This is a genomic window from Ectothiorhodospira marina (genome assembly GCF_900109495.1).
Classification (GTDB): domain Bacteria; phylum Pseudomonadota; class Gammaproteobacteria; order Ectothiorhodospirales; family Ectothiorhodospiraceae; genus Ectothiorhodospira; species Ectothiorhodospira marina.
The window spans coordinates 69,794-87,341 of record NZ_FOAA01000005.1; the positions used below are offsets into that span (position 1 = coordinate 69,794).

The 17,548-nt window shown below is 63.5% G+C and carries 17 protein-coding genes; 9 read left to right on the forward strand and 8 right to left on the reverse strand.

Annotated features, from left to right (window positions below; translation table 11 throughout):
- Window positions 1–191 precede the first annotated feature (191 nt).
- A complete protein-coding gene (locus BMY52_RS06090; protein ID WP_238627661.1) occupies window positions 192–956 on the forward strand; it encodes a lysophospholipid acyltransferase family protein in 765 nt (254 codons plus the stop codon).
- Window positions 957–961: 5 nt separating this feature from the next.
- Here the strand turns inward: BMY52_RS06090 and BMY52_RS06095 are convergent, their stop codons facing one another.
- From BMY52_RS06095 to BMY52_RS06105, 3 genes are read right to left on the reverse strand one after another with little or no spacing between them, the layout of a single operon-like run.
- On the reverse strand, window positions 962–3,214 hold the full coding sequence (locus BMY52_RS06095) for an EAL domain-containing protein (protein WP_245740651.1): 2,253 nt from the start codon (window positions 3,212–3,214) through the stop codon (window positions 962–964).
- A gap of 43 nt (window positions 3,215–3,257) precedes the next feature.
- The gene (locus tag BMY52_RS06100) at window positions 3,258–3,989 is read right to left on the reverse strand and encodes a tRNA threonylcarbamoyladenosine dehydratase (protein ID WP_245740662.1); all 732 of its coding nucleotides are present in this window, start codon (window positions 3,987–3,989) and stop codon (window positions 3,258–3,260) included.
- 43 nt (window positions 3,990–4,032) lie between these two features.
- Window positions 4,033–4,818 (reverse strand): TatD family hydrolase, encoded by a 786-nt coding sequence (locus BMY52_RS06105; protein WP_090252222.1) that lies wholly within the window; start codon window positions 4,816–4,818, stop codon window positions 4,033–4,035.
- A gap of 103 nt (window positions 4,819–4,921) precedes the next feature.
- Between BMY52_RS06105 and BMY52_RS06110 the strand changes: the two genes are divergently transcribed.
- Window positions 4,922–5,662 (forward strand): ferredoxin--NADP reductase, encoded by a 741-nt coding sequence (locus tag BMY52_RS06110; protein ID WP_090252224.1) that lies wholly within the window; start codon window positions 4,922–4,924, stop codon window positions 5,660–5,662.
- Window positions 5,663–5,680: 18 nt separating this feature from the next.
- On the opposite strand, the gene BMY52_RS06115 is transcribed toward BMY52_RS06110, so the two are convergent.
- A complete protein-coding gene (locus BMY52_RS06115) occupies window positions 5,681–6,178 on the reverse strand; it encodes a transcriptional repressor (protein WP_090252534.1) in 498 nt (165 codons plus the stop codon).
- A gap of 235 nt (window positions 6,179–6,413) precedes the next feature.
- On the opposite strand from BMY52_RS06115, the gene BMY52_RS06120 reads away from it, so the two are divergent.
- The 4 genes from BMY52_RS06120 to BMY52_RS06135 all read left to right on the forward strand — a co-directional run bounded on the left by BMY52_RS06120 (window position 6,414) and on the right by BMY52_RS06135 (window position 11,278).
- The gene (locus BMY52_RS06120) at window positions 6,414–6,860 is read left to right on the forward strand and encodes a type 2 periplasmic-binding domain-containing protein (protein ID WP_218140404.1); all 447 of its coding nucleotides are present in this window, start codon (window positions 6,414–6,416) and stop codon (window positions 6,858–6,860) included.
- Window positions 6,857–8,065 carry a TonB-dependent receptor gene (locus BMY52_RS06125; RefSeq protein WP_090252228.1) on the forward strand — a complete coding sequence of 403 codons (1,209 nt, stop codon included), beginning with the start codon at window positions 6,857–6,859 and terminating at the stop codon, window positions 8,063–8,065. Before BMY52_RS06120 ends, BMY52_RS06125 begins: the two co-directional genes overlap by 4 nt.
- Before the next feature lie 2 nt (window positions 8,066–8,067).
- The gene (locus tag BMY52_RS06130; RefSeq protein ID WP_090252230.1) at window positions 8,068–10,983 is read left to right on the forward strand and encodes a bifunctional diguanylate cyclase/phosphodiesterase; all 2,916 of its coding nucleotides are present in this window, start codon (window positions 8,068–8,070) and stop codon (window positions 10,981–10,983) included.
- A 97-nt stretch (window positions 10,984–11,080) separates the two neighbouring features.
- Entirely contained in the window at window positions 11,081–11,278 is a 198-nt protein-coding gene (locus BMY52_RS06135; protein ID WP_177169877.1) for a YdcH family protein, read from the forward strand.
- A gap of 32 nt (window positions 11,279–11,310) precedes the next feature.
- On the opposite strand, the gene BMY52_RS06140 is transcribed toward BMY52_RS06135, so the two are convergent.
- A complete protein-coding gene (locus tag BMY52_RS06140) occupies window positions 11,311–12,606 on the reverse strand; it encodes an NAD(P)/FAD-dependent oxidoreductase (RefSeq protein WP_090252233.1) in 1,296 nt (431 codons plus the stop codon).
- 18 nt (window positions 12,607–12,624) lie between these two features.
- Complete coding sequence (locus tag BMY52_RS06145; protein WP_090252235.1) at window positions 12,625–12,927, reverse strand: c-type cytochrome; 303 nt, start codon at window positions 12,925–12,927, stop codon at window positions 12,625–12,627.
- A gap of 256 nt (window positions 12,928–13,183) precedes the next feature.
- Between BMY52_RS06145 and BMY52_RS06150 the strand changes: the two genes are divergently transcribed.
- The 3 genes from BMY52_RS06150 to BMY52_RS06160 all read left to right on the forward strand — a co-directional run bounded on the left by BMY52_RS06150 (window position 13,184) and on the right by BMY52_RS06160 (window position 15,586).
- Complete coding sequence (locus BMY52_RS06150; RefSeq protein WP_090252238.1) at window positions 13,184–13,459, forward strand: PilZ domain-containing protein; 276 nt, start codon at window positions 13,184–13,186, stop codon at window positions 13,457–13,459.
- A gap of 71 nt (window positions 13,460–13,530) precedes the next feature.
- Window positions 13,531–14,391, forward strand: coding sequence for an HDOD domain-containing protein (locus BMY52_RS06155; RefSeq protein ID WP_177169866.1), 861 nt, complete (start codon window positions 13,531–13,533; stop codon window positions 14,389–14,391).
- A 7-nt stretch (window positions 14,392–14,398) separates the two neighbouring features.
- Complete coding sequence (locus tag BMY52_RS06160; RefSeq protein WP_090252244.1) at window positions 14,399–15,586, forward strand: sensor domain-containing diguanylate cyclase; 1,188 nt, start codon at window positions 14,399–14,401, stop codon at window positions 15,584–15,586.
- A 1-nt stretch (window position 15,587) separates the two neighbouring features.
- Here the strand turns inward: BMY52_RS06160 and BMY52_RS06165 are convergent, their stop codons facing one another.
- A complete protein-coding gene (locus BMY52_RS06165) occupies window positions 15,588–16,463 on the reverse strand; it encodes a lysophospholipid acyltransferase family protein (RefSeq protein WP_090252246.1) in 876 nt (291 codons plus the stop codon).
- Window positions 16,451–17,263 (reverse strand): PP-loop family protein, encoded by an 813-nt coding sequence (locus tag BMY52_RS06170; RefSeq protein ID WP_090252539.1) that lies wholly within the window; start codon window positions 17,261–17,263, stop codon window positions 16,451–16,453. Before BMY52_RS06170 ends, BMY52_RS06165 begins: the two co-directional genes overlap by 13 nt.
- Window positions 17,264–17,548: the final 285 nt, after the last annotated feature.

Genomic DNA, 17,548 nt, shown 5'->3' on the forward strand with positions numbered 1-17,548 from the left:
AGGCGGGTGTTCGCCGCATGGATGCGGCGGTCAAGCCTACAGGGACGTATTCACGGCGTCCCGCCGCAAGGGCCCCACCCCCTCGGGAGAACGCCACCCCTGAAGCTCGGCCATGCCGCCGCCCCCGGCACTGGCCCGCGTTAGTCCCGCTGGTTATCATGCAGCCTGCCCAAAACCCCTGAAATGACCCCGTGACCCGACCCCAGCCATCCCTGCTGCTCTACCTGCGCGCCACACTGTTCTGGGCCGGTTTTGCCGGCTCCACCGTCGTGTTCGCCTGCTTCTTCCCCTTGCTCACCCTCCTGGACTGGCACGGTCGATTCCGTGTCCTTTCCCGGTGGACCCACTTCAACGTCTGGTGGCTCAAGGTCACCTGCGGTCTGGGCTTCGAGGTCACCGGCACCGAACACCTGGCTGGAGAAGCCAAGGTGCTGCTCTGCAAGCACCAGTCCACCTGGGAGACCCTGGGGCTGCAGCGGGTGATCCCGCCCCAGGTCTGGGTGCTCAAGAAGGAACTGATGCGCATCCCCCTGTTCGGCTGGGGGATGTCCCTGGTCGATCCCATCGCCGTGGACCGCTCGGCCGGACGCAAGGCCATCAGCCAGCTGGTCAAACAGGGACTGGACAGGCTGCAGCGGGGCCTGTGGGTGGTGATCTTCCCGGAGGGCACCCGCACCGCCCCCGGGGAGCGAGGTCGTTACAAGCTGGGCGGCGCGGTCCTGGCCGCCCGCAGCGGTCGTCCGGTGATCCCCGTGGCCCACAACGCCGGGCTATATTGGCCCAAGGGCAGCTTCATCAAATATCCCGGCACCATCCGCATGGAGATCGGCCCGCCGATCCCCACACAGGGCCGCAAGGCCGATGAGATCATGGCCGACGCGGAAGCGTGGATCGAGACCCGCACCCATGTCCTATGCGGGATCCCCGAAAGCCCGCAGACCCCGACCGGTTCGTAAAGCCCTCACGCCGCCCCAGAGGGATCCGCACCCAGTGCAACGGACTCCAGGGGCACCGGGTGGCCGATGTGATGACCCTGGACATAGTCCACCCCCATCTCCCGTAGCACCTGCAGGATGGCGTCCGATTCCACGAACTCAGCAATGGTGCGCTTGCCCATCACGTGCGCGATGTCGTTGATGGACTGCACCAGCGCCCGGTCGGTCTCGTCCTGGGCGATATCGCGCACGAACAGACCGTCGATCTTCAGATAATGCACCGGCAGGTTGCGGAGATAGCCAAAGGACGACATGCCACTGCCAAAGTCATCCAGGGAGAAGCGGCAGCCGAGCGAACCCAAGGACGAGAACAGGTGCCGGGCATTGTCCAGATTGCATATCGCCACGGTCTCGGTCACCTCGAAACAGAACTTCTCCGGCGGCAGGTTCGACTCCTGCAAGGCCTCCAGCAGGAATTTGAGAAACTCGCTGTTGCCCACTGAATGTCCCGACAGGTTGATGGCACAGGCATCCAGGGCATCCAGGCGATCACGCTGATTGCTCATCCATGCCAGCGTCTGGCGCACCACCCAGCGGTCGATCCGGGTCGACAGGTTGTAGCGTTCCGCCGCCGGCAGGAAGGCCGCCGGGGGAATGAGCTTGTCGTCGTGATCGCGCATGCGCACCAGGATCTCGAAGTGTGCTCCTGCGTCCTTCCCCTCGAGGGCCGCCGGCCGGATGGGCTGGCAGAACAGTTGCAACCCATTGTTCTCCACTGCCGAGTGGATGCGGTTTACCCAGTGCATATCCCCCTGCATTCGCATCAGGCTGGTATCGTCCTTGTTGAAGGCATGCACCTGGTTACGCCCCGTCTCCTTGGCGGCGTTGCAGGCGGTATCGGCAGCGGAGAGCAGGGTGAGGCCACTGCTGCTCTGGCGGCTGACGGGCACCAGCCCCACACTCACGGTGAGGGAGAACTGAAGGTTCTCCCAGGGGAAGCGATAATTTTCCACCAGTTTGCGCATGTCCTCAGCCAGGCCCATGGCCTGCTCAGGACTGACTTCGTGCAGTATCGCCGCAAACTCGTCCCCTCCCAGGCGTGCCAGCGCATCTCCGGGACGGACGTGATCGGTGAACAAGGTGGCAATGCGGCGCAGCAATTCATCCCCGGCCTGATGGCCGCTGGTGTCATTGACCAGCTTGAACTGGTCCAGGTCCAGGTAGGCCAGCGCGTGTTGAACGTGCCGATGCCGGGCGTCGTGCAGGGCACGCTCCAGACGGAACATGAGTTCACGGCGATTGAGTAGGCCGGTGAGGGGGTCGTGACTCGCCTGATAGTCCAGCTGGGTGGACATGGAACGGTATTCCGTCGCGTCCTGAAAGGTCGCCACGGCGCCGCTGGCGGCGGTCCCCGCGCGAAGCGGTGTGATGCCCAGATGGACCGGCAGGGCCCGGCGATCCCGGCGCCATAATACGGTGTCCTGCCGCTCCACGGCCTCCCCGGTGTGCAGCACGTGATGCAGAGGTGAATCCGGCCAGGCCACGGGCGTGCCGTCCTCCTGGGCCTTCATGAGCAGGCCATGGGCCTGGCGGCCCAGCAGGTCGGGCCGTGCATAGCCCAGTTGTGTGAGTGCTTGCTGGTTCACGTAGGTGATCTGCCCCTGTGCGTCCACCGCGAACAGCGCCATGGGCGCCTGATCCAGTAGCTGGTGCAGATGTCGGGCCAGTTGCGGGGCCTCCGTGAGGGCAGGGGACGCGGGTGGATGGGCGGGCTCCTTGGCCAGCGTGGCGTGCGCTTCTTGGGGTGATTCCAGGATCTCCATCATCAGGCCCTGGATGACCGCGCGCTCGGGGCGGCCGTCATGGACGTAGGCCCCCATGTCCCGAACCCAGTGGGCCTGACCGTTTTGGTCCTGAAGTCGATACTCCAGGCAGTAAGCACGTTGGGCTTCGCGAGTCTCCTGCAGGGCCGTGAGTACCGAAGCCCGGTCATCGGGGTGAAGGTGAGCCAGCCAGCGGTCGTGATCCTTGAGAAACCGGCCCTTGCCCTGGCCGCCCATCCACTGCTTGAGGCGCGGACTGACGTAAATGCGCTGCAGTTCATCCACGGCCTTGGCCATGTAGGGGATCATGGTGGGCATGCGGTCAACGCCCTGCCAGGCATCGGGCACCCTGTCCATGGCATGCACCTGGGCGATGATGCGTTCGAGGTCATCGGGCGCGGCCTTGCCCTTCGCCCGGGAGGGGCCGCTGGGCGGCCGGGTTTCAGTCTTGCGCATGGGTCTCCCTGACACGGGGTCCTGTTGTGCCTGCAGCTCCAGACTATAGACCAGCCAAGGGGTTACAGGGCAGGGGGGCGCTGGAAAGCAGCCCGCGCAGCACTTCGCCCGCCAGGGTGAGCCCGAATAAGGCGGGCAGATAGGAGATCGTACCGTTCACCGCGCGAGGTCGACCGGAGACTTGTCCATCGATGGGGCGGTGTTCGCTTCCCTTGATAGGGGTCTCGGTGGAGTACACCACCGGGTAATCCAGGTGCCCCCCCAGACGACGCAGGCGCTTGCGCAGTTCCCGCGCCAGGGGGCACTTCTCGGTGGCCGCCAGCTGGCCCACGCGAATGGCGGTGGGGTCCAGTCGTCCTCCGGCCCCCATGCTGGAGACCACTGCCAGACCACGTTCCTGGCAGGCATGGATCAGTGCCGCCTTGCAGGCAATGGAGTCGATACCGTCCAGCACGAAGTCGCAGGTGTCCGGCAACAAATCGGTGACATTATCGGGGCTGAGGAAGTCCTGTCGCACAGTGACCCGCGCTACCGGGTTGATGTCGGCAATGCGCTCGGCCATCACCTGTGCCTTGGGGCGTCCCAGAGTGGAGTGCAGTGCCACCAGTTGACGATTGAGGTTGGAAGGGCCCACCACGTCGTGATCCAGCAGGGTCAGGTGGCCAACGCCAGCCCGGGCAATGGCCTCGGCGGCACTGGCGCCCACTCCGCCCAGGCCAGCAATGAAGACGTGGCAGCGGCCCAGGTGTTCCAGGCCGGCGTTGCCCAGGAGCATGCGGGTGCGTTCGTGGATGTCGGGTGTTTCGGTCACGGATGGCTCAATCGTCAGATGATGCGGGCAGCTGGAACAGACGGCGGGCATTGTCGGCGGTGGCCCGGGCCACATTGAGCGGACTGTCGTCGCGGAGCTGGGCCAGGGTGTGGATGATCTCGGGCAGAAATGCCGGTTCGTTGCGTTCCCCCCGGTGGGATGCGCTGGGCTGATCAGGGGCGTCAGTCTCCACCAGAATGCCCTCCAGGGGCAGTTCGCTCACCAAGCGCCGCAGGCGCTGGGCGCGGGGGTGGGTGATGGGTCCGCCAAAGCCCAGCAGCATCCCCTGCTCCAGCAGCTTGTCGGCCTGCTGGCGGCTGCCGGAAAAACTGTGCACGACGCCCGTGAGGCGTGGTCTTTCGCGCACTGCCCGGGTGACCTTGTCCACGGCGCGGCGGGCGTGGACGATCACGGGCAACCCGAACTGCACCGCCAGGTCCAGTTGAGCGGTGAAATAGGTCCATTGGTCATCAAAGTCCAGGCCCTCCACAAAGCAGTCCAGGCCACATTCGCCCACGGCCACTGCCTGTTCACGGCCGAGCCAGTCAGCCAGTTCCTCCAGGTGCCCGAGCTGGTGCCGGTCCAGGTAAACCGGGTGCAGACCATAGGCCGGGTGAATGCCGGGGTAGCGACGGGCCACATCACGGACCTTTTCCCAGTGATAACGGTCAATGGCCGGCACAACCTGGGCCCCCACGCCAGCGTCGCGGGCCCGCGCCCAGCAGGTGTCCCGGTCGGGATCGAAGGCCGCCACGTCGAAGTGGCAGTGACTATCTATACTGAGAGAAGGCATGACTCAAGAATAACCCCAAACCCCGGGGCGTTGAAAAAATCATCGGGGGGCGACAGGTTATAGGTGTATCGATTGAGGCCCATCAAGGGCCAAGGGAAATCTCATGGCAGGTTGGTTAACGGGCGAGGTGGTTGAACTCAAGCGCTGGACGCAGCGACTGTACTCGCTGCGGGTGGAGGCGCCCGTGGATGAGTTCAAGGCGGGGCAGTTCAACCGGTTGGGAGTCACCATCGAGGGGGAGCGCGTTGCCCGGCCCTATTCCTACGTGAATGCGCCCGAAGAACGGCCGCTGGATTTCTACTTCATTACCGTGCCGGAAGGGGCCTTGACCCATCGTCTGCAGGAGATGGGCCCCGGAGACACGGTGGAACTGATGTCCCGCGCCAACGGCTTCTTTGTGATGGATGAGGTTCCCGATGCCGATGTCCTGTGGATGTTCGCCACTGGCACCGCGCTTGGGCCCTACCTGTCCATGCTCAAGACGGAGACGCCCTGGCAACGTTTCGACAAGGTGGTGCTGGTGCACGCCGTGCGTACTGCCGAGGAGCTGACCTATCAGAAGACCATCCAGGACTTTCGCGATCGAGGCAGCCAGTTCCAGTTCGTTCCCTTTGTCAGTCGCGAGGAAGTCCGGGGGACCCTGCCGGGGCGGGTGCCGGCGGCCATCGAGAACGGTCTGCTGGAGCGGCATACGGGGTTGCCGCTGACGCCGGACGTGTCTCAGGTGATGATCTGCGGCAATCCGGATATGGTCACCGACACCAGCGCCGTGCTCAAGGCGCGAGGCATGACACGCAATCGGCGCCGTGAGCCGGGCCATATCACCACCGAGAATTACTGGTGACGTGGGGTGGAGACAAAGTCATGACCCCGCATCCCGCTGCCTGGCACATTGCCGGCATAGGCCTCGCCCCTCCACAACCGGCTGATCCAGTGCAAAGCCCTGGGCCGAGGCCTTCTGGCGCAAGGCCTCGGTGACCCCGGCATCGGCCAATTCCGTCACCACGCCGCATTGCCGACAGATGAGCAGCAGCGTGTCGTGGGCCTGCTCGGGCTGGATGCAGCCCACATAACCATTGAGACTCTCGATGCGATGCACCAGGCCCTGGGTCAGCAGAAACTCCAGCGCCCGGTACACGGTGGGCGGCTTCACGGTGTGGTCATCCGAGCTGAGCTGATGAATCAGTTCATAGGCCTTCACCGCCTCATGGCTTTGCCAGATCTGTTCCAGCACCCGTTTTCTCAGGGGCGTGAGGCGCACGCCCCGTTCCCGGCACAGGCGCTCGGCGCTGTCCATGGCGCCACGGATGCAGGCGGCATGGTCATGATGGGGCTCGGCATGAGGTGAGTTTTGTGCCATCAGGGCGCTCGTGTGACTGCCATGGCCCCTCATCATACTCAGGTGGAAGGTCAGACCGCCATCTGTCGGCCGGTCGCTCATGAGTGGACGCGCTCCGGGGCTTGGGATAAGGTTGAAAACAGATCAATCGCAGGCCGGTCATGAGGTGCGAGCCGGGAAGATCACACCATACAGGCAGGTAACCAAAGGGCCGGCCCATGGGGTAGTCAGGGACAGGATGAAAGGGAATGGCTTCGTGTTCAGGGGACTGAAGGCCGTGGCTCGCATGTGTCTGTTGTCATGGATCCTGCTGATCGTGCCATCGGCCAACGCCGACCCCCCTCCGATGGTCATCGCCCATGAATCTCTCCAGGACGATGTCATCACCCTGCCCATGCTCCGGGCCATCTTCAGCATGCGCCTGCACAGCCTGCAAGGAGAGCGCCTCACCGTGTTCGTACTGGACACTCGCCACCCGGACCACGAGGCCTTCAGCAAGGAAGTGCTCGGCGTCTTTCCCTACCAGTTGCAGAATGCCTGGAACCGGGTGATCTACTCGGGAACGGGTCGAGGCCCGGTCATTGTGGAGTCCCCGCAGGAGATGCTGCGTCGGGTGGGGCAGACTCCCGGGGGGATTGGTTACGTGGGCGCCCCGGTGGATCATCCGGACGTTCGAGTGATCAGCATGGAGGCTGGGCGATGAAACGCCGGGGCCAGGGCGTCTGTCTCTCTCTGGCAGTACTTGGGAGCCTGTGGGGGGCGCCTGTACAAGCCGGCGGGCCGCTGGAACTGCATGGATTTGCCAGCCAGGGCTATCTTTACTCCAATGGCAACGACTATTACGGGCCGAGCCGCGATGGCAGCTTCGAGTTGACGGAACTGGGGATCAATGCCCGGTATGCCGTCACCCCGTCCCTGTCGCTGGCTGCCCAGGTGGTGAGCCGGCGTGCCGGTGAGTTGTATGACGGTGATCCTCGCCTGGATTACGGTTTTGTGGATTACCGCTTTCTGGACGGTCCGTTGATTGGCGGTGTCCGCCTCGGTCGCGCCAAGATTCCCATCGGCTTCTACAATGAGACCCGGGACGTGGCCACCACGCGGCCGGGGATTCTCCTGCCTCAGACCGTCTATGTGGAGGGGCTGGGTGTACGGGATTTCTACATCGGTGCGGATGGATTGCATACCTATTGGCAGTGGTTCACGGATCGAGGCCTGTTCCAGTTCGATCTGGGAGTGGCCGTGCCCGCGACCCTGCAGGAGGAGACCCAGGCCGCCTTCCTGCGCACCCAGGATGCCCCGGGAGACCTGAAACTGACCAGCGGGCAGAATGCCCGGTTGCTTTATGAAAGGGATGGGGGCGCCCTGCGCTTGGGGGCCACCTATTCCCGGGTGCGTACCGAGTATCGCCCTGGTGACCTGACCAGCCCTCCCCTGGCGGCCGGTGAGACCTCGGTGGATGCTCTGGTGCTGAGCGCCGAATGGAACCGCGAGCGATTGAGCCTGACCACCGAGGGGGTCATCCGGCGTCTTCACCCCAAGGGTTACGGACCGCTCACCGGAGATGCTTACACCGAGGCCGGTTACTATCTTCAGGGTACCTATCGTTTCAACCATCAATGGGAGGGGGTTGTGCGTCACGAACAGCACTGGAACGATACCCGTGACCGCAGCGGCACGCGCCAGTCCCGCGAGTTCGAACCGTTACCGCGGGCGCCGCATCGCTTTTATCAGCATCAATGGACCGTGGGCGCGGGCTGGCGGCCGACCCCCCAATGGTTGCTGCGGGCCGAGTGGCACCACATTGAGGGTACAGCCCTCACGCCCCTGGCAGACAATCCGCAATTCGATCAGGGGGGCGGGCAGGTGCGTTGGGATCTGTTTGCCCTTCAGGCCTCGTACACCTTTTGATCATGTATCAGGAAACCGTCTCCCAAGGATTCGTCAGCCTCAAGTGGAAGTTTCTGGTTATCCTGGGCGTGCTCCTGCTCCTCCTGCTGGCCACCTTTGCCCTGTTCAATCATCACAACCTGCAACAGCAGTACGAGGACCAGCGCGCCCTGGAGCAGACCCGGGCCTTGGAGCAACTGCAGGGGCTGACTCAGCAGTCCCACGCGGAGTTGCTCAATCTGGCCCATCTGGTCCCCGCCCTCTCAGGGGTGCGCGAGGCTTTGCAGGCCGGCAACGCCGACCGATTGGCCATGGCCTTCAGTCCGCTTTGGGCCTCGCTGCAGATGGACACGGACCTGGCCCTGGCGGTGTTTCTGAATGCCCAGGGGGAGGTCATGCTGCAGTCCAGCGTGGGGGTGCCGCCCTGTGAGGACTGCCCCAAGATGCAGCGGGTGATTGACGATGTGCTGTTGACTGAAGAGCCCCAGGTGTTCACCCACTGCCAGGATCTGTGCCTGACCAAGGCAGTGGCGCCGATTCTGGGAGAGGAGGGCACCATCGGGGCGATCGTGCTCGGCCGCACGCTGGGTGATCTGGTGCTTGCGTTCCAGGGCATCTCGCAGCTGGATATCGCCTTGATCCAGGATCCCATGGGCAAGGCGTTGCCGGACGGAACCCTGGATCTGCGACCCCAGCGCGAGGGTGGGCAATTGGTGGCCCTGACCCGCCGGGATGAGGTGCTGCCCCTGCTGGAGGGTAAGACGACCGGGCAGATACAAAGCACCCTGGCGACACAGGGGCGCCGTGAGGCCGTGCTGGGGGATCGGTATTTCGAGATGATGCCCTTTGACCTGCCAGGTACCCACGCGGACGATCACGTACTGGCGGCGGTCATCTCGGACGTGACCGAGGCCCGGCGTCAGATCAGCACGGCCCGCTGGCAGAACCTCTTCATTGGTCTGGCTGGGCTCATGGTCTTCATGCTGGCGGTGGTGGCGCTGACCCGCAAACCCCTGCGGCGCCTGAGGCGCGTGGCCCAGTTGCTTCCCCTGCTGGCCGAGCACCGATTCGACGCAGCGAGGGAACAGATCGACCTCTCGCAAGGCCTACGTCTGCCTGATGAGTTGACCCTGCTGGAGCGCATCACCCTGGGTCTGGCGGATCGCCTGGAATCCCTGGAGTGGGATGTGCAGCGCAAAAACCGCTCACTGTCCGCCCGGATGCAGGAATTGTCGGTGGAGCGAGAGCGTTACGAACTGGCCGCTGCCGGGGCCAACGATGGCCTGTGGGACTGGAATCTGGAGACCGATCGCATCTATTTATCGCCCCGCTTGAAGGCCATGCTGGGCTGTCGGGACATGGACCTGGGGGAGGCGCCGGAGGTGTTGTGGGTGCGTGTTCACCCCGACGATGTGGGTTGCCTGCGACGGGATCTGAAGGCCCATCTGGAGGGCCGCAGCGACTGGCTGGAAAGTGATCAACGTGTCCTGCATGAGCAGGAGGGGTATCGGTGGATGCGTTTTCGCGGCCTGGCAGTGCGTGATGATCAGGGCGTGGCTCATCGCATGGCCGGATCCATGACAGACATCACCGAGCAGCGACGTATCCAGGAGCGGCTCAAGCACGATGCCTTGCATGATGCCCTCACCGGCCTGCCCAACCGCACCCTCTTTCTGGATCGGCTCACTCAGGCCATCTACCGATCCCGTCGCGCCCACTTCCAGTTCGCTGTCCTGTTCCTGGATCTGGATGATTTCAAAACCATCAACGACTCCCTGGGGCATGCCATGGGGGATCGGGTGCTGGTGCAGGCGGGCGACCGTCTGCGCGGATTGCTCCGGCCGGGAGACACAGTGGCACGTCTGGGGGGCGATGAATTCACGGTGCTGCTGGAGGACCTGCCCGACGAAGACGAAATTCACAAGGTGGTACAGCGCATTCGCGATGTCATGGCCCAACCGATGCAGGCGGGCGAGGAGACACTGTTCATCAGCTTCAGCATCGGTATCGCCAAGGGCACCGATGAGGATCTGCGGGCGGATGAGTTGCTGCGCAATGCCGATACCGCCATGTACCAGGCCAAATCCCGGGCCCGCGGAGACAGTGCCTTCTTCAACGTTTCCATGCACACGCAAGCGGTGGAGCGGCTCAACCTCGAGAACGCCATGCGGCGTGCCCTCAAGGAGCAGGAATTTCAGCTCCATTACCAGCCGCTGGTCTCTCTGGATACGGGTTGCCTGGCTGGCTTCGAGGCCCTGGCCCGTTGGCGGCGAACGGATGGCAGTTCGATTCCGCCGGATGTCTTCATCCCGGTGGCTGAGCACTGTGGTCTGATCATGCCCCTGGGGCGTTGGGTCATCCACGAGGCCGTGGCCCAGGCGGCTTGCTGGCATCGGGAACGCACTGCCATTGGCGCTTCCTGCCTGCCCGTGAACCTGAACGTCTCGGGCAAGCAGTTGCGGGACCCGGAGTTGGTCCCCACCCTGGCCGCCGCCCTGGAGGAACATCAGGTGCCGGGTGCCTGCATCAAGGTGGAGCTCACCGAGTCCGCCCTGATTGAAAACGCGGCCCAGGCCCATCACGTCATGAATGGCCTGAAGGACATCGGTGTCTCCCTGTGTATTGATGATTTCGGGACCGGTTACTCCTCCCTGAGCCAGTTGCGGGACTTCCCCTTCGATGTGGTCAAGATTGACCGTTCATTCGTGCGTCGTCTGGGTATGGATGCCGGGCACGCGGCCATCGTCCGGGCGGTGATCTCCATCGCCGGTGCCCTGGACAAGACCGTGGTGGCCGAGGGGATCGAGACCGTCGGTCAGGCGGCGCATCTGCGTGAATTGGGATGCCAGGTGGGGCAGGGCTATTTGTTTGCTCCGGCCCTGGAAAGAGGGGCAGCCCACGCGCTGGTGCAATCCGACCCGGTGTTTCCCTTGTCCTGATCGGGTTTGCATGAGGTCTGTGGGAGGGCATGGCGCCCGTGCCGGGGATCTGGGATGATGATCTCGAGCCCGTGGCGGAGGATCCTGCTTGACTATCCTGAATCTGGACTCGGCGCAAACGCGGCTGAGCGAACTCAAAGAGGAGCATCGTGCCCTGGACGAGGCGATTGATCGCCTGTCCGAAGGGCCGTTCGTGGATCAGATCCGTCTTACCCGACTGAAGAAACGCAAGCTCACCCTGAAGGATTCCATCGCCCGACTGGAGAGCCAACTGATCCCCGACCTGAATGCCTGATGGGCGGACCTTCAGGTCCGCCCCGGGCTGTGTCAGCCCCAGGTATCCGCCGTGATGCTGTCGTACCATCCCTGAGCATAACGGGCCTCCTGGCGGCGGAAGGCATGGCTGGCCTCCGACGGGCTTACGCCCCCCGAACCGGGCACGCCGGCGATACCGCCATCCTGGAAGCGATAGACCGCAGCCACCGTGATGCCGTAGTCCGGTCCCACCAGACTGTAGCAGGTGTTCACTGTGGACAGGGGGAGCATCTCCTGATCATTCATGGACCGTACGATGGCCGCCGCCACTGCCTTGCCCTGGGTGTTGGCCGAGTGGCCCGACTTGGGCATGGCACCGGCGATGCAGGCATCCCCGATCACGAAGATGTCCTTGTTCCTCTCGGACTGGAAGCTGAGTTGGTCCACAGGGCACCAGCCGGTATCGTTCGCCAGACCGGTCTCCTGGGCAATAGCCCCCGCCTGTTGCGGTGGCACGACGTTGAGCACGTCGGCCCGGAAGCGAGTGAGTCCGCCGTCTGAATACACGGTGCGGGTGGCCGGATCCACCTGCTCCACCTGGCCCCCCTGTGAACTGGGCACCCACTCGATCATGTCTCCATAGAGCTGCTCCCAGCCGGCCATGAACAGCCCCTGCTTGGAGAAGCTCTCCTTGTTATCCAGAATGATGACCTTGGAGCGGGGTTTATGCTGCTTGAAGTAGTGGGCCACCATGCTGGCACGCTCATAGGGCCCGGGCGGGCAGCGGAAGGGGTTGCCCGGAGCCACCAGGACGAACACACCGCCATCATCCATGGCGCGCAACTGATCCCTGAGGATGCGGGTTTGCTCGCCTGCCTTCCAGGCATGAGGAATGTCTCGTGAAACGGCTTCGCTGTAGCCTTCCATCGCATTGAAGCGGAAATCAATCCCCGGGGATAACACCAGTTTGTCGTAGGATAGGGTGTCTCCACCAGCCAGACGCACCTGTCGGGCATCGGGATCGATGGTGGCGACCGTGTCCTTCACGACATTCACGTCGTGTTGATCCTTCAGCGCCCCGTAGGTCTGTTCGATGCTGTCCATTCCGGCCAGGCCGCCCAACACCCAATTCGAGCCAAAGCAGGTATGGTAGGTGGCCTTGGGTTCCACCAGGGTGACCTGCATGTTGGGGTCGAAGCGTTTCAGGTACTTGGCGGTGGTGGCACCTCCGGGACCGCCCCCCACGACCACCACATTCGGGCCGCGAGGGCGCCGCCCGGGCAGGGTGCCGCAAGCGGCCAGGGCAGTGGCGGCCCCCCCAGCCCCCAGTGCACGGATGAAGTTTCTGCGGGAAAATCTGTGTTCCATGGTGTAACCCCCCCTGCTTTATTGTCGGCTCAGGTATTCGGCGATGAGTTCGATCTCCTCATCGGAGTAGCCGGTGGCGTGACGGTCCATGACGGTGGCCGGGCGCCGCCCCTCACGGAAGGCCTTCATCTGACCGACCAGGATCTCGGGGGGATACCCGTAGATGCTGGGGATGGAGCCGGCGCTGTGTCCGTCCGTGCCATGGCAGGCAAAGCAGGTGTTGGCCATCAGCTCGCCCCGGGTGACTTCCGCCTGGGCCACCGCAACGGCTCCGATGGCAGCCAGGGCCAGGGTGGCGACGGTAATGTGTTTGCGTATCATGATGGGCCAGTTCCTCCGGGTGGTCGTTGTTCTCGTCTGAAACATGGATTCTCGGTTTGATGTTTGCCTAATTCATTATCAGCATATCTTTAGAACCGCACGGGGGTCCAATCGCGATTTGCTTGCGATGGGTCAATATATAGTCAGGTGTGGCGATTGATCTAATATGGATAAATCAGGTTATAAGAACCTTTTGTCATGAATGCCCTGTCCGCCCTGTGGCCGGACCGTGCCAGTCCTTGGGAGTTTTGAAGAGATGGAATCGGATCGGCGTCAGCATCCCCGTCTGCCGGTGGAGGTGGCAGTGGAATTATTTCGTGAGGGTCAGCCCGCCCGCCGGGTTCAAACCCGTGATCTGAGCGGCAATGGCGTGCTGCTGCTGATTTCGGGAGAAGACGCTCCGGTGGTCGGAGAGCGCATCCAGGTGCGCGTCGAGGGCACCCTGGGGGATGGAGAGGCACCGCCCGTGGTTCATGGGCGTGTGGTACGGGTCAGCGATCGGGAAGTGGCCGTGGAGTTCCTTGCGGAATGACTCTCATGGGAGGTCGCGTATTTCCGGCTGACGGAGAGCCGGCTGCAAAAGCGAACGTGTATAGTCCTGGGATGCCCGAACGACTCGACACCAAGGCAGGCCGTATCCGACGCCTGCAGGATCTGCCTCCACTGCCCCAGGTGGCCGACTCGTTGCTTCGGGAACTGGCTGCCGGTGACACGCCCATCCGGCAACTGGCCGACCTGATCAGTACCGAGCCGGCCTTGACTGCCCGTGTGGTCGGTGTGGCCAATACCGCCTATTTCGGGGGGGCGCGGCAGGTGTTCTCGGTGGAGGCCGCGATCTCCCGCCTCGGGCTGAACATGGTCCGGGGGCTGGCCCTGGGGTTATTGATCAACGGCCATCTCTCCCCCCACCGTTGCCGCTCCCTGGACCTGGACCGCTACTGGTTTGTCTCCATGGTGGGGGGCCGCCTGGCGCGGGAGCTTGCCCGGCACGTGGAGTCCGGGGGGCTGAACGCCGAGCAGGCCTATCTGGCCGCGCTATTACGCCAATTGGGCGTGATCGTGCTGTGCGACCTGGAACCTGAAGGTATGGAACAGGTGCTGGCCGGGGGGCGCCAGGCTGATGCCCGCGTGATGGGGGCTCGCACCCAGCAGCACCTTGGGCTGGATCACCACATGGCGGGTCTGATCCTGGCCGAGCGCTGGCACCTGCCCACCGAGGCGGCGAAGGCCATGCGCCATTATGCCGAACCGGATTATCACGGAGATCACGCACGCCTGGTGGGCTTGGTCGGGGTCTGCGATGTGCTGGCCGAAGCCCTGTTCGACCAGGTTGAGATCTGCCCCGCCGGGGCGGCTCTGGGCCGGCTGGATCTGCCCGTGGCTGCCATCGATAAGGCTGTCGAGGCATGTCGTGAGCAGCGGGAGGCGATGCTCGCGGCCAGTCGACAGATGTCTGCCTCTTGAGGATACCGTGGATCTAACACCCTTTGCCGAAGCCTACAGAGAGACCAACCGGCGGATAGTCCAGTTGCTGGACTTTCTCTCGGCCCTGCAGGGTTTATCCGAGGTCAGCCCCATTGTGACCGATCGCCGGGGAATGCTGGATCAGGCCCTCAAGGGGCTGCTGGAAAACCAGAATATGTCACGTTGCTCGGTCTTCTTGTGCGAGCGTGATGAACTGGTGAATGCCGCCGGCCTGAGTTGGGCCGACTTGATCGGCCTGCCTGGTCAAGTCGCGCGCCGCGCCTTCCCTGTGGGCAATGGCGTGATGGGTCGCGCGGTGGCCACCGGGATGGTTCAGTACGCCTCCGATTGCCGTCATGACCCCGATTTCCTGTCGTTGCCCGCCGAGGCCAGTCCGGAGATCTCGAGCCTCATCTCGGTGCCGATCCGCAGTGGCGATGGCGTGTTGGGCGTGCTCAATGTCTCTCACACCGAAAGCGAAGCCTTTGGTCCGGATGAAGAGAGGTTGCTCACCCTCTACGCCCACTTTCTTGGGCAGATGCTGCTCAACTGGCAGCACGTCCACCGCCTGGAAGAGCAGGTGGGACAACGGACTCGCGAGCTGGAGGAGGCCCTGGAGGAGGCTCGTGAGTTGCAGCAACGGTTCCAGACCCTGGCAGTGCTCGATGATCTCACGGGCCTGCACAACCGGCGATTCTTCTTCGCCGAGGCCCGGGCGATTGTCGCTCGCGCCCTGCGTCAGGGTGTGGGCATTTCAGTGATCCTGCTGGATCTGGATCACTTCAAGCAGTTCAATGACCAATTTGGTCATGCCGCCGGTGATCGGGTGCTCCGCGATGTGGCCATGGCCATGGGGCAACTGGTGCGGGAGGGCGATGTGCTCTCCCGCTTCGGTGGCGAGGAGTTCGTGTTGCTGCTACCAGGCACGGATCTGGACGGGGCCATCGGCCTGGGTAAACGCATCCGTCAGGCCCTTGCTGGCCTGGAATGGATGTTTGATGGCTCCGAGCCGCAGCGGATTACGGCCAGTATCGGCATCTGCGCCCTGGTGCTGGAGGGGCCGAGGCAAGACCCTTCACCGGGGGATGTGCTGGAGGGCATGCTGTCCCGGGCCGATCTCACCATGTATACCAGCAAGGATGCCGGTCGAGATTGCCTGCGGGTGTCCACGCTGGAACTGCTGGACAATCATTGACTCAATATCGCCCGGGCATCCCTGCGGGCCTGATCTTGAAGCGCTTGTAACCCCACATATATTGCTCGGGGCATCGCCGTATCAGCACCTCAACCGCCTGATTCACCGCCGTGGCCGCCACTTGTGGGTCAGGGTCGTACAGGGCCTCCGTTGCCGGGATGCATTGATACCGATACCCCTGCCCCCGTGGGAGACGCTCGGCGAAGGCGAACACCACGGGTGTCTGACGATGGGCAGCCAGTTTGGGTAGCAGGGTCATGGTCATGGCCGGTTGCCCAAAGAAGGGGGCAAACACCCCCTGAGCCCCCTTGGGGGTTTGGTCTGGCAGCATGCCAACAATTTCACCCCGGGACAGCGCCTCCTTGATCAGGCGGATGCCACGGCGGTCAGTGGGCACCAGTTGCGCCCCGGTGGCCTGTCGGGCCTCCCGCAGGGGAGCCTCCAGGGCGAGCAGGCGGGGTGGGCGGTAGAGGTTGGTCATGGGGCCAAAGCTTGCGGCCTGCAATCCGGAATATTCCCAGCTACCCAGGTGTGGCGACACGAAAAAGGCGCCACGACCCCATGCCAGCGCTTGGGCGAGATGCGCTTCTCCCTCGCCGGCGTGGCGCAATGCATTGATCTTTTGGGGGCCCGCCCGCCAAAGCCAGGGGGCCTCGGTGAGGGTCTTGCCCGTTTCGATCAGGCTGGCCCGCGCCACACGCCGATGCCAGTGAGCGTCCTTCTCAGGAAAACACAGCGCCAGATTGATCAGCGACACCCGTCGCAGTTCGGTGGGCAGTCTCCAGGCAAGCCAGCCCAGGCCTGCCCCCAGGGCATGATTGACCCTCAGCGGCAGGCGAGCCAGCAGGGCAAAGGCCAGCCGGATCAGGGCTTCCATGACATGAGGGTCTCCGTGGTGCCGGTGAGGGCCGGTGAGGCATCGGCTTCATCCTCCCGGGGGATATCCTCCAGGCCCGCAGACATCAGCGGCATCAATGTGCGGACCAGGCTCTTGAAGAGGTGCGGATTATCGGCCTCCTCTTCAGCCAGTAGCGCCTTCATGCGCGGGCGCTGGGTGGGCGTGCCGTAGTGGGTGGGGCAGTTTTCCTCCTGGATGGGCAGCGCGGCGGCGCGGGCAAAATCCTGAATCTGACGTTCCCGGGCATAAACCAACGGCCGGATCACCCGCAGATCGCCGGCTTCGACCCGATAATGGGCCTTCATGGTCTTCAGTCGGCCGCCGTTGAAGGCGCTCATGAGGAAGCTTTCGGCCAGGTCATCCAGGTGCTGGCCCAGGGCGATGGTGGTGTAACCCTGTTCCCGGGCGGTACGGTAGATCAATCCCCGGCGCATGCGTGAGCAGAAGGCGCAGTACGAGTGGTTGTCCAGATGCTTCTCGGCCCGCTCCAGGATGGGCTCACTCACATAATGATACGGGACCTTCAGGTGATCCAGGTAGGGTATCAGTGCGCGCTTGTCGGTCAGCCCGGTCTGAGGATCAATGGTGACCGCGCCCAGCTCAAAGCGTACCGGTGCCCGGGCCTGGAAATACAACAACAGATGTAGAAGGGTGAGCGAATCCTTGCCTCCCGATAGGCCCAGAAGCAGTCGATCCCCTTCCCGTATCATGCGAAAATCGCCGATGGCACGACCGGTGCAACGGATCAGGGAACGAGAGGGGCGTATGGGCTGGTTCATGGCCGCCCGACGATAACCATTGGAAGGGTGGCGGGCAAGCCCGGGGAGCATGTCCACATCGTCCGGGCAAAAAAAAACCCTCGTCATCCCTGACGAGGGTGATGCCGTCCTGGCCTAAGGTGATTGAATCGGCTTCCGTTGCCTCCTAAGTGGATTCGTTCCACGCCTGGCTGGTCTCAATCCTTGATCCCGGCACTCCAGGGTCCGTTGCCCGGCGCGTCTTGCACCATGGGGAATATGATCCCACACAGCGCGTCGGGTCGGCATCGCCCGAAAAGCCCCTTT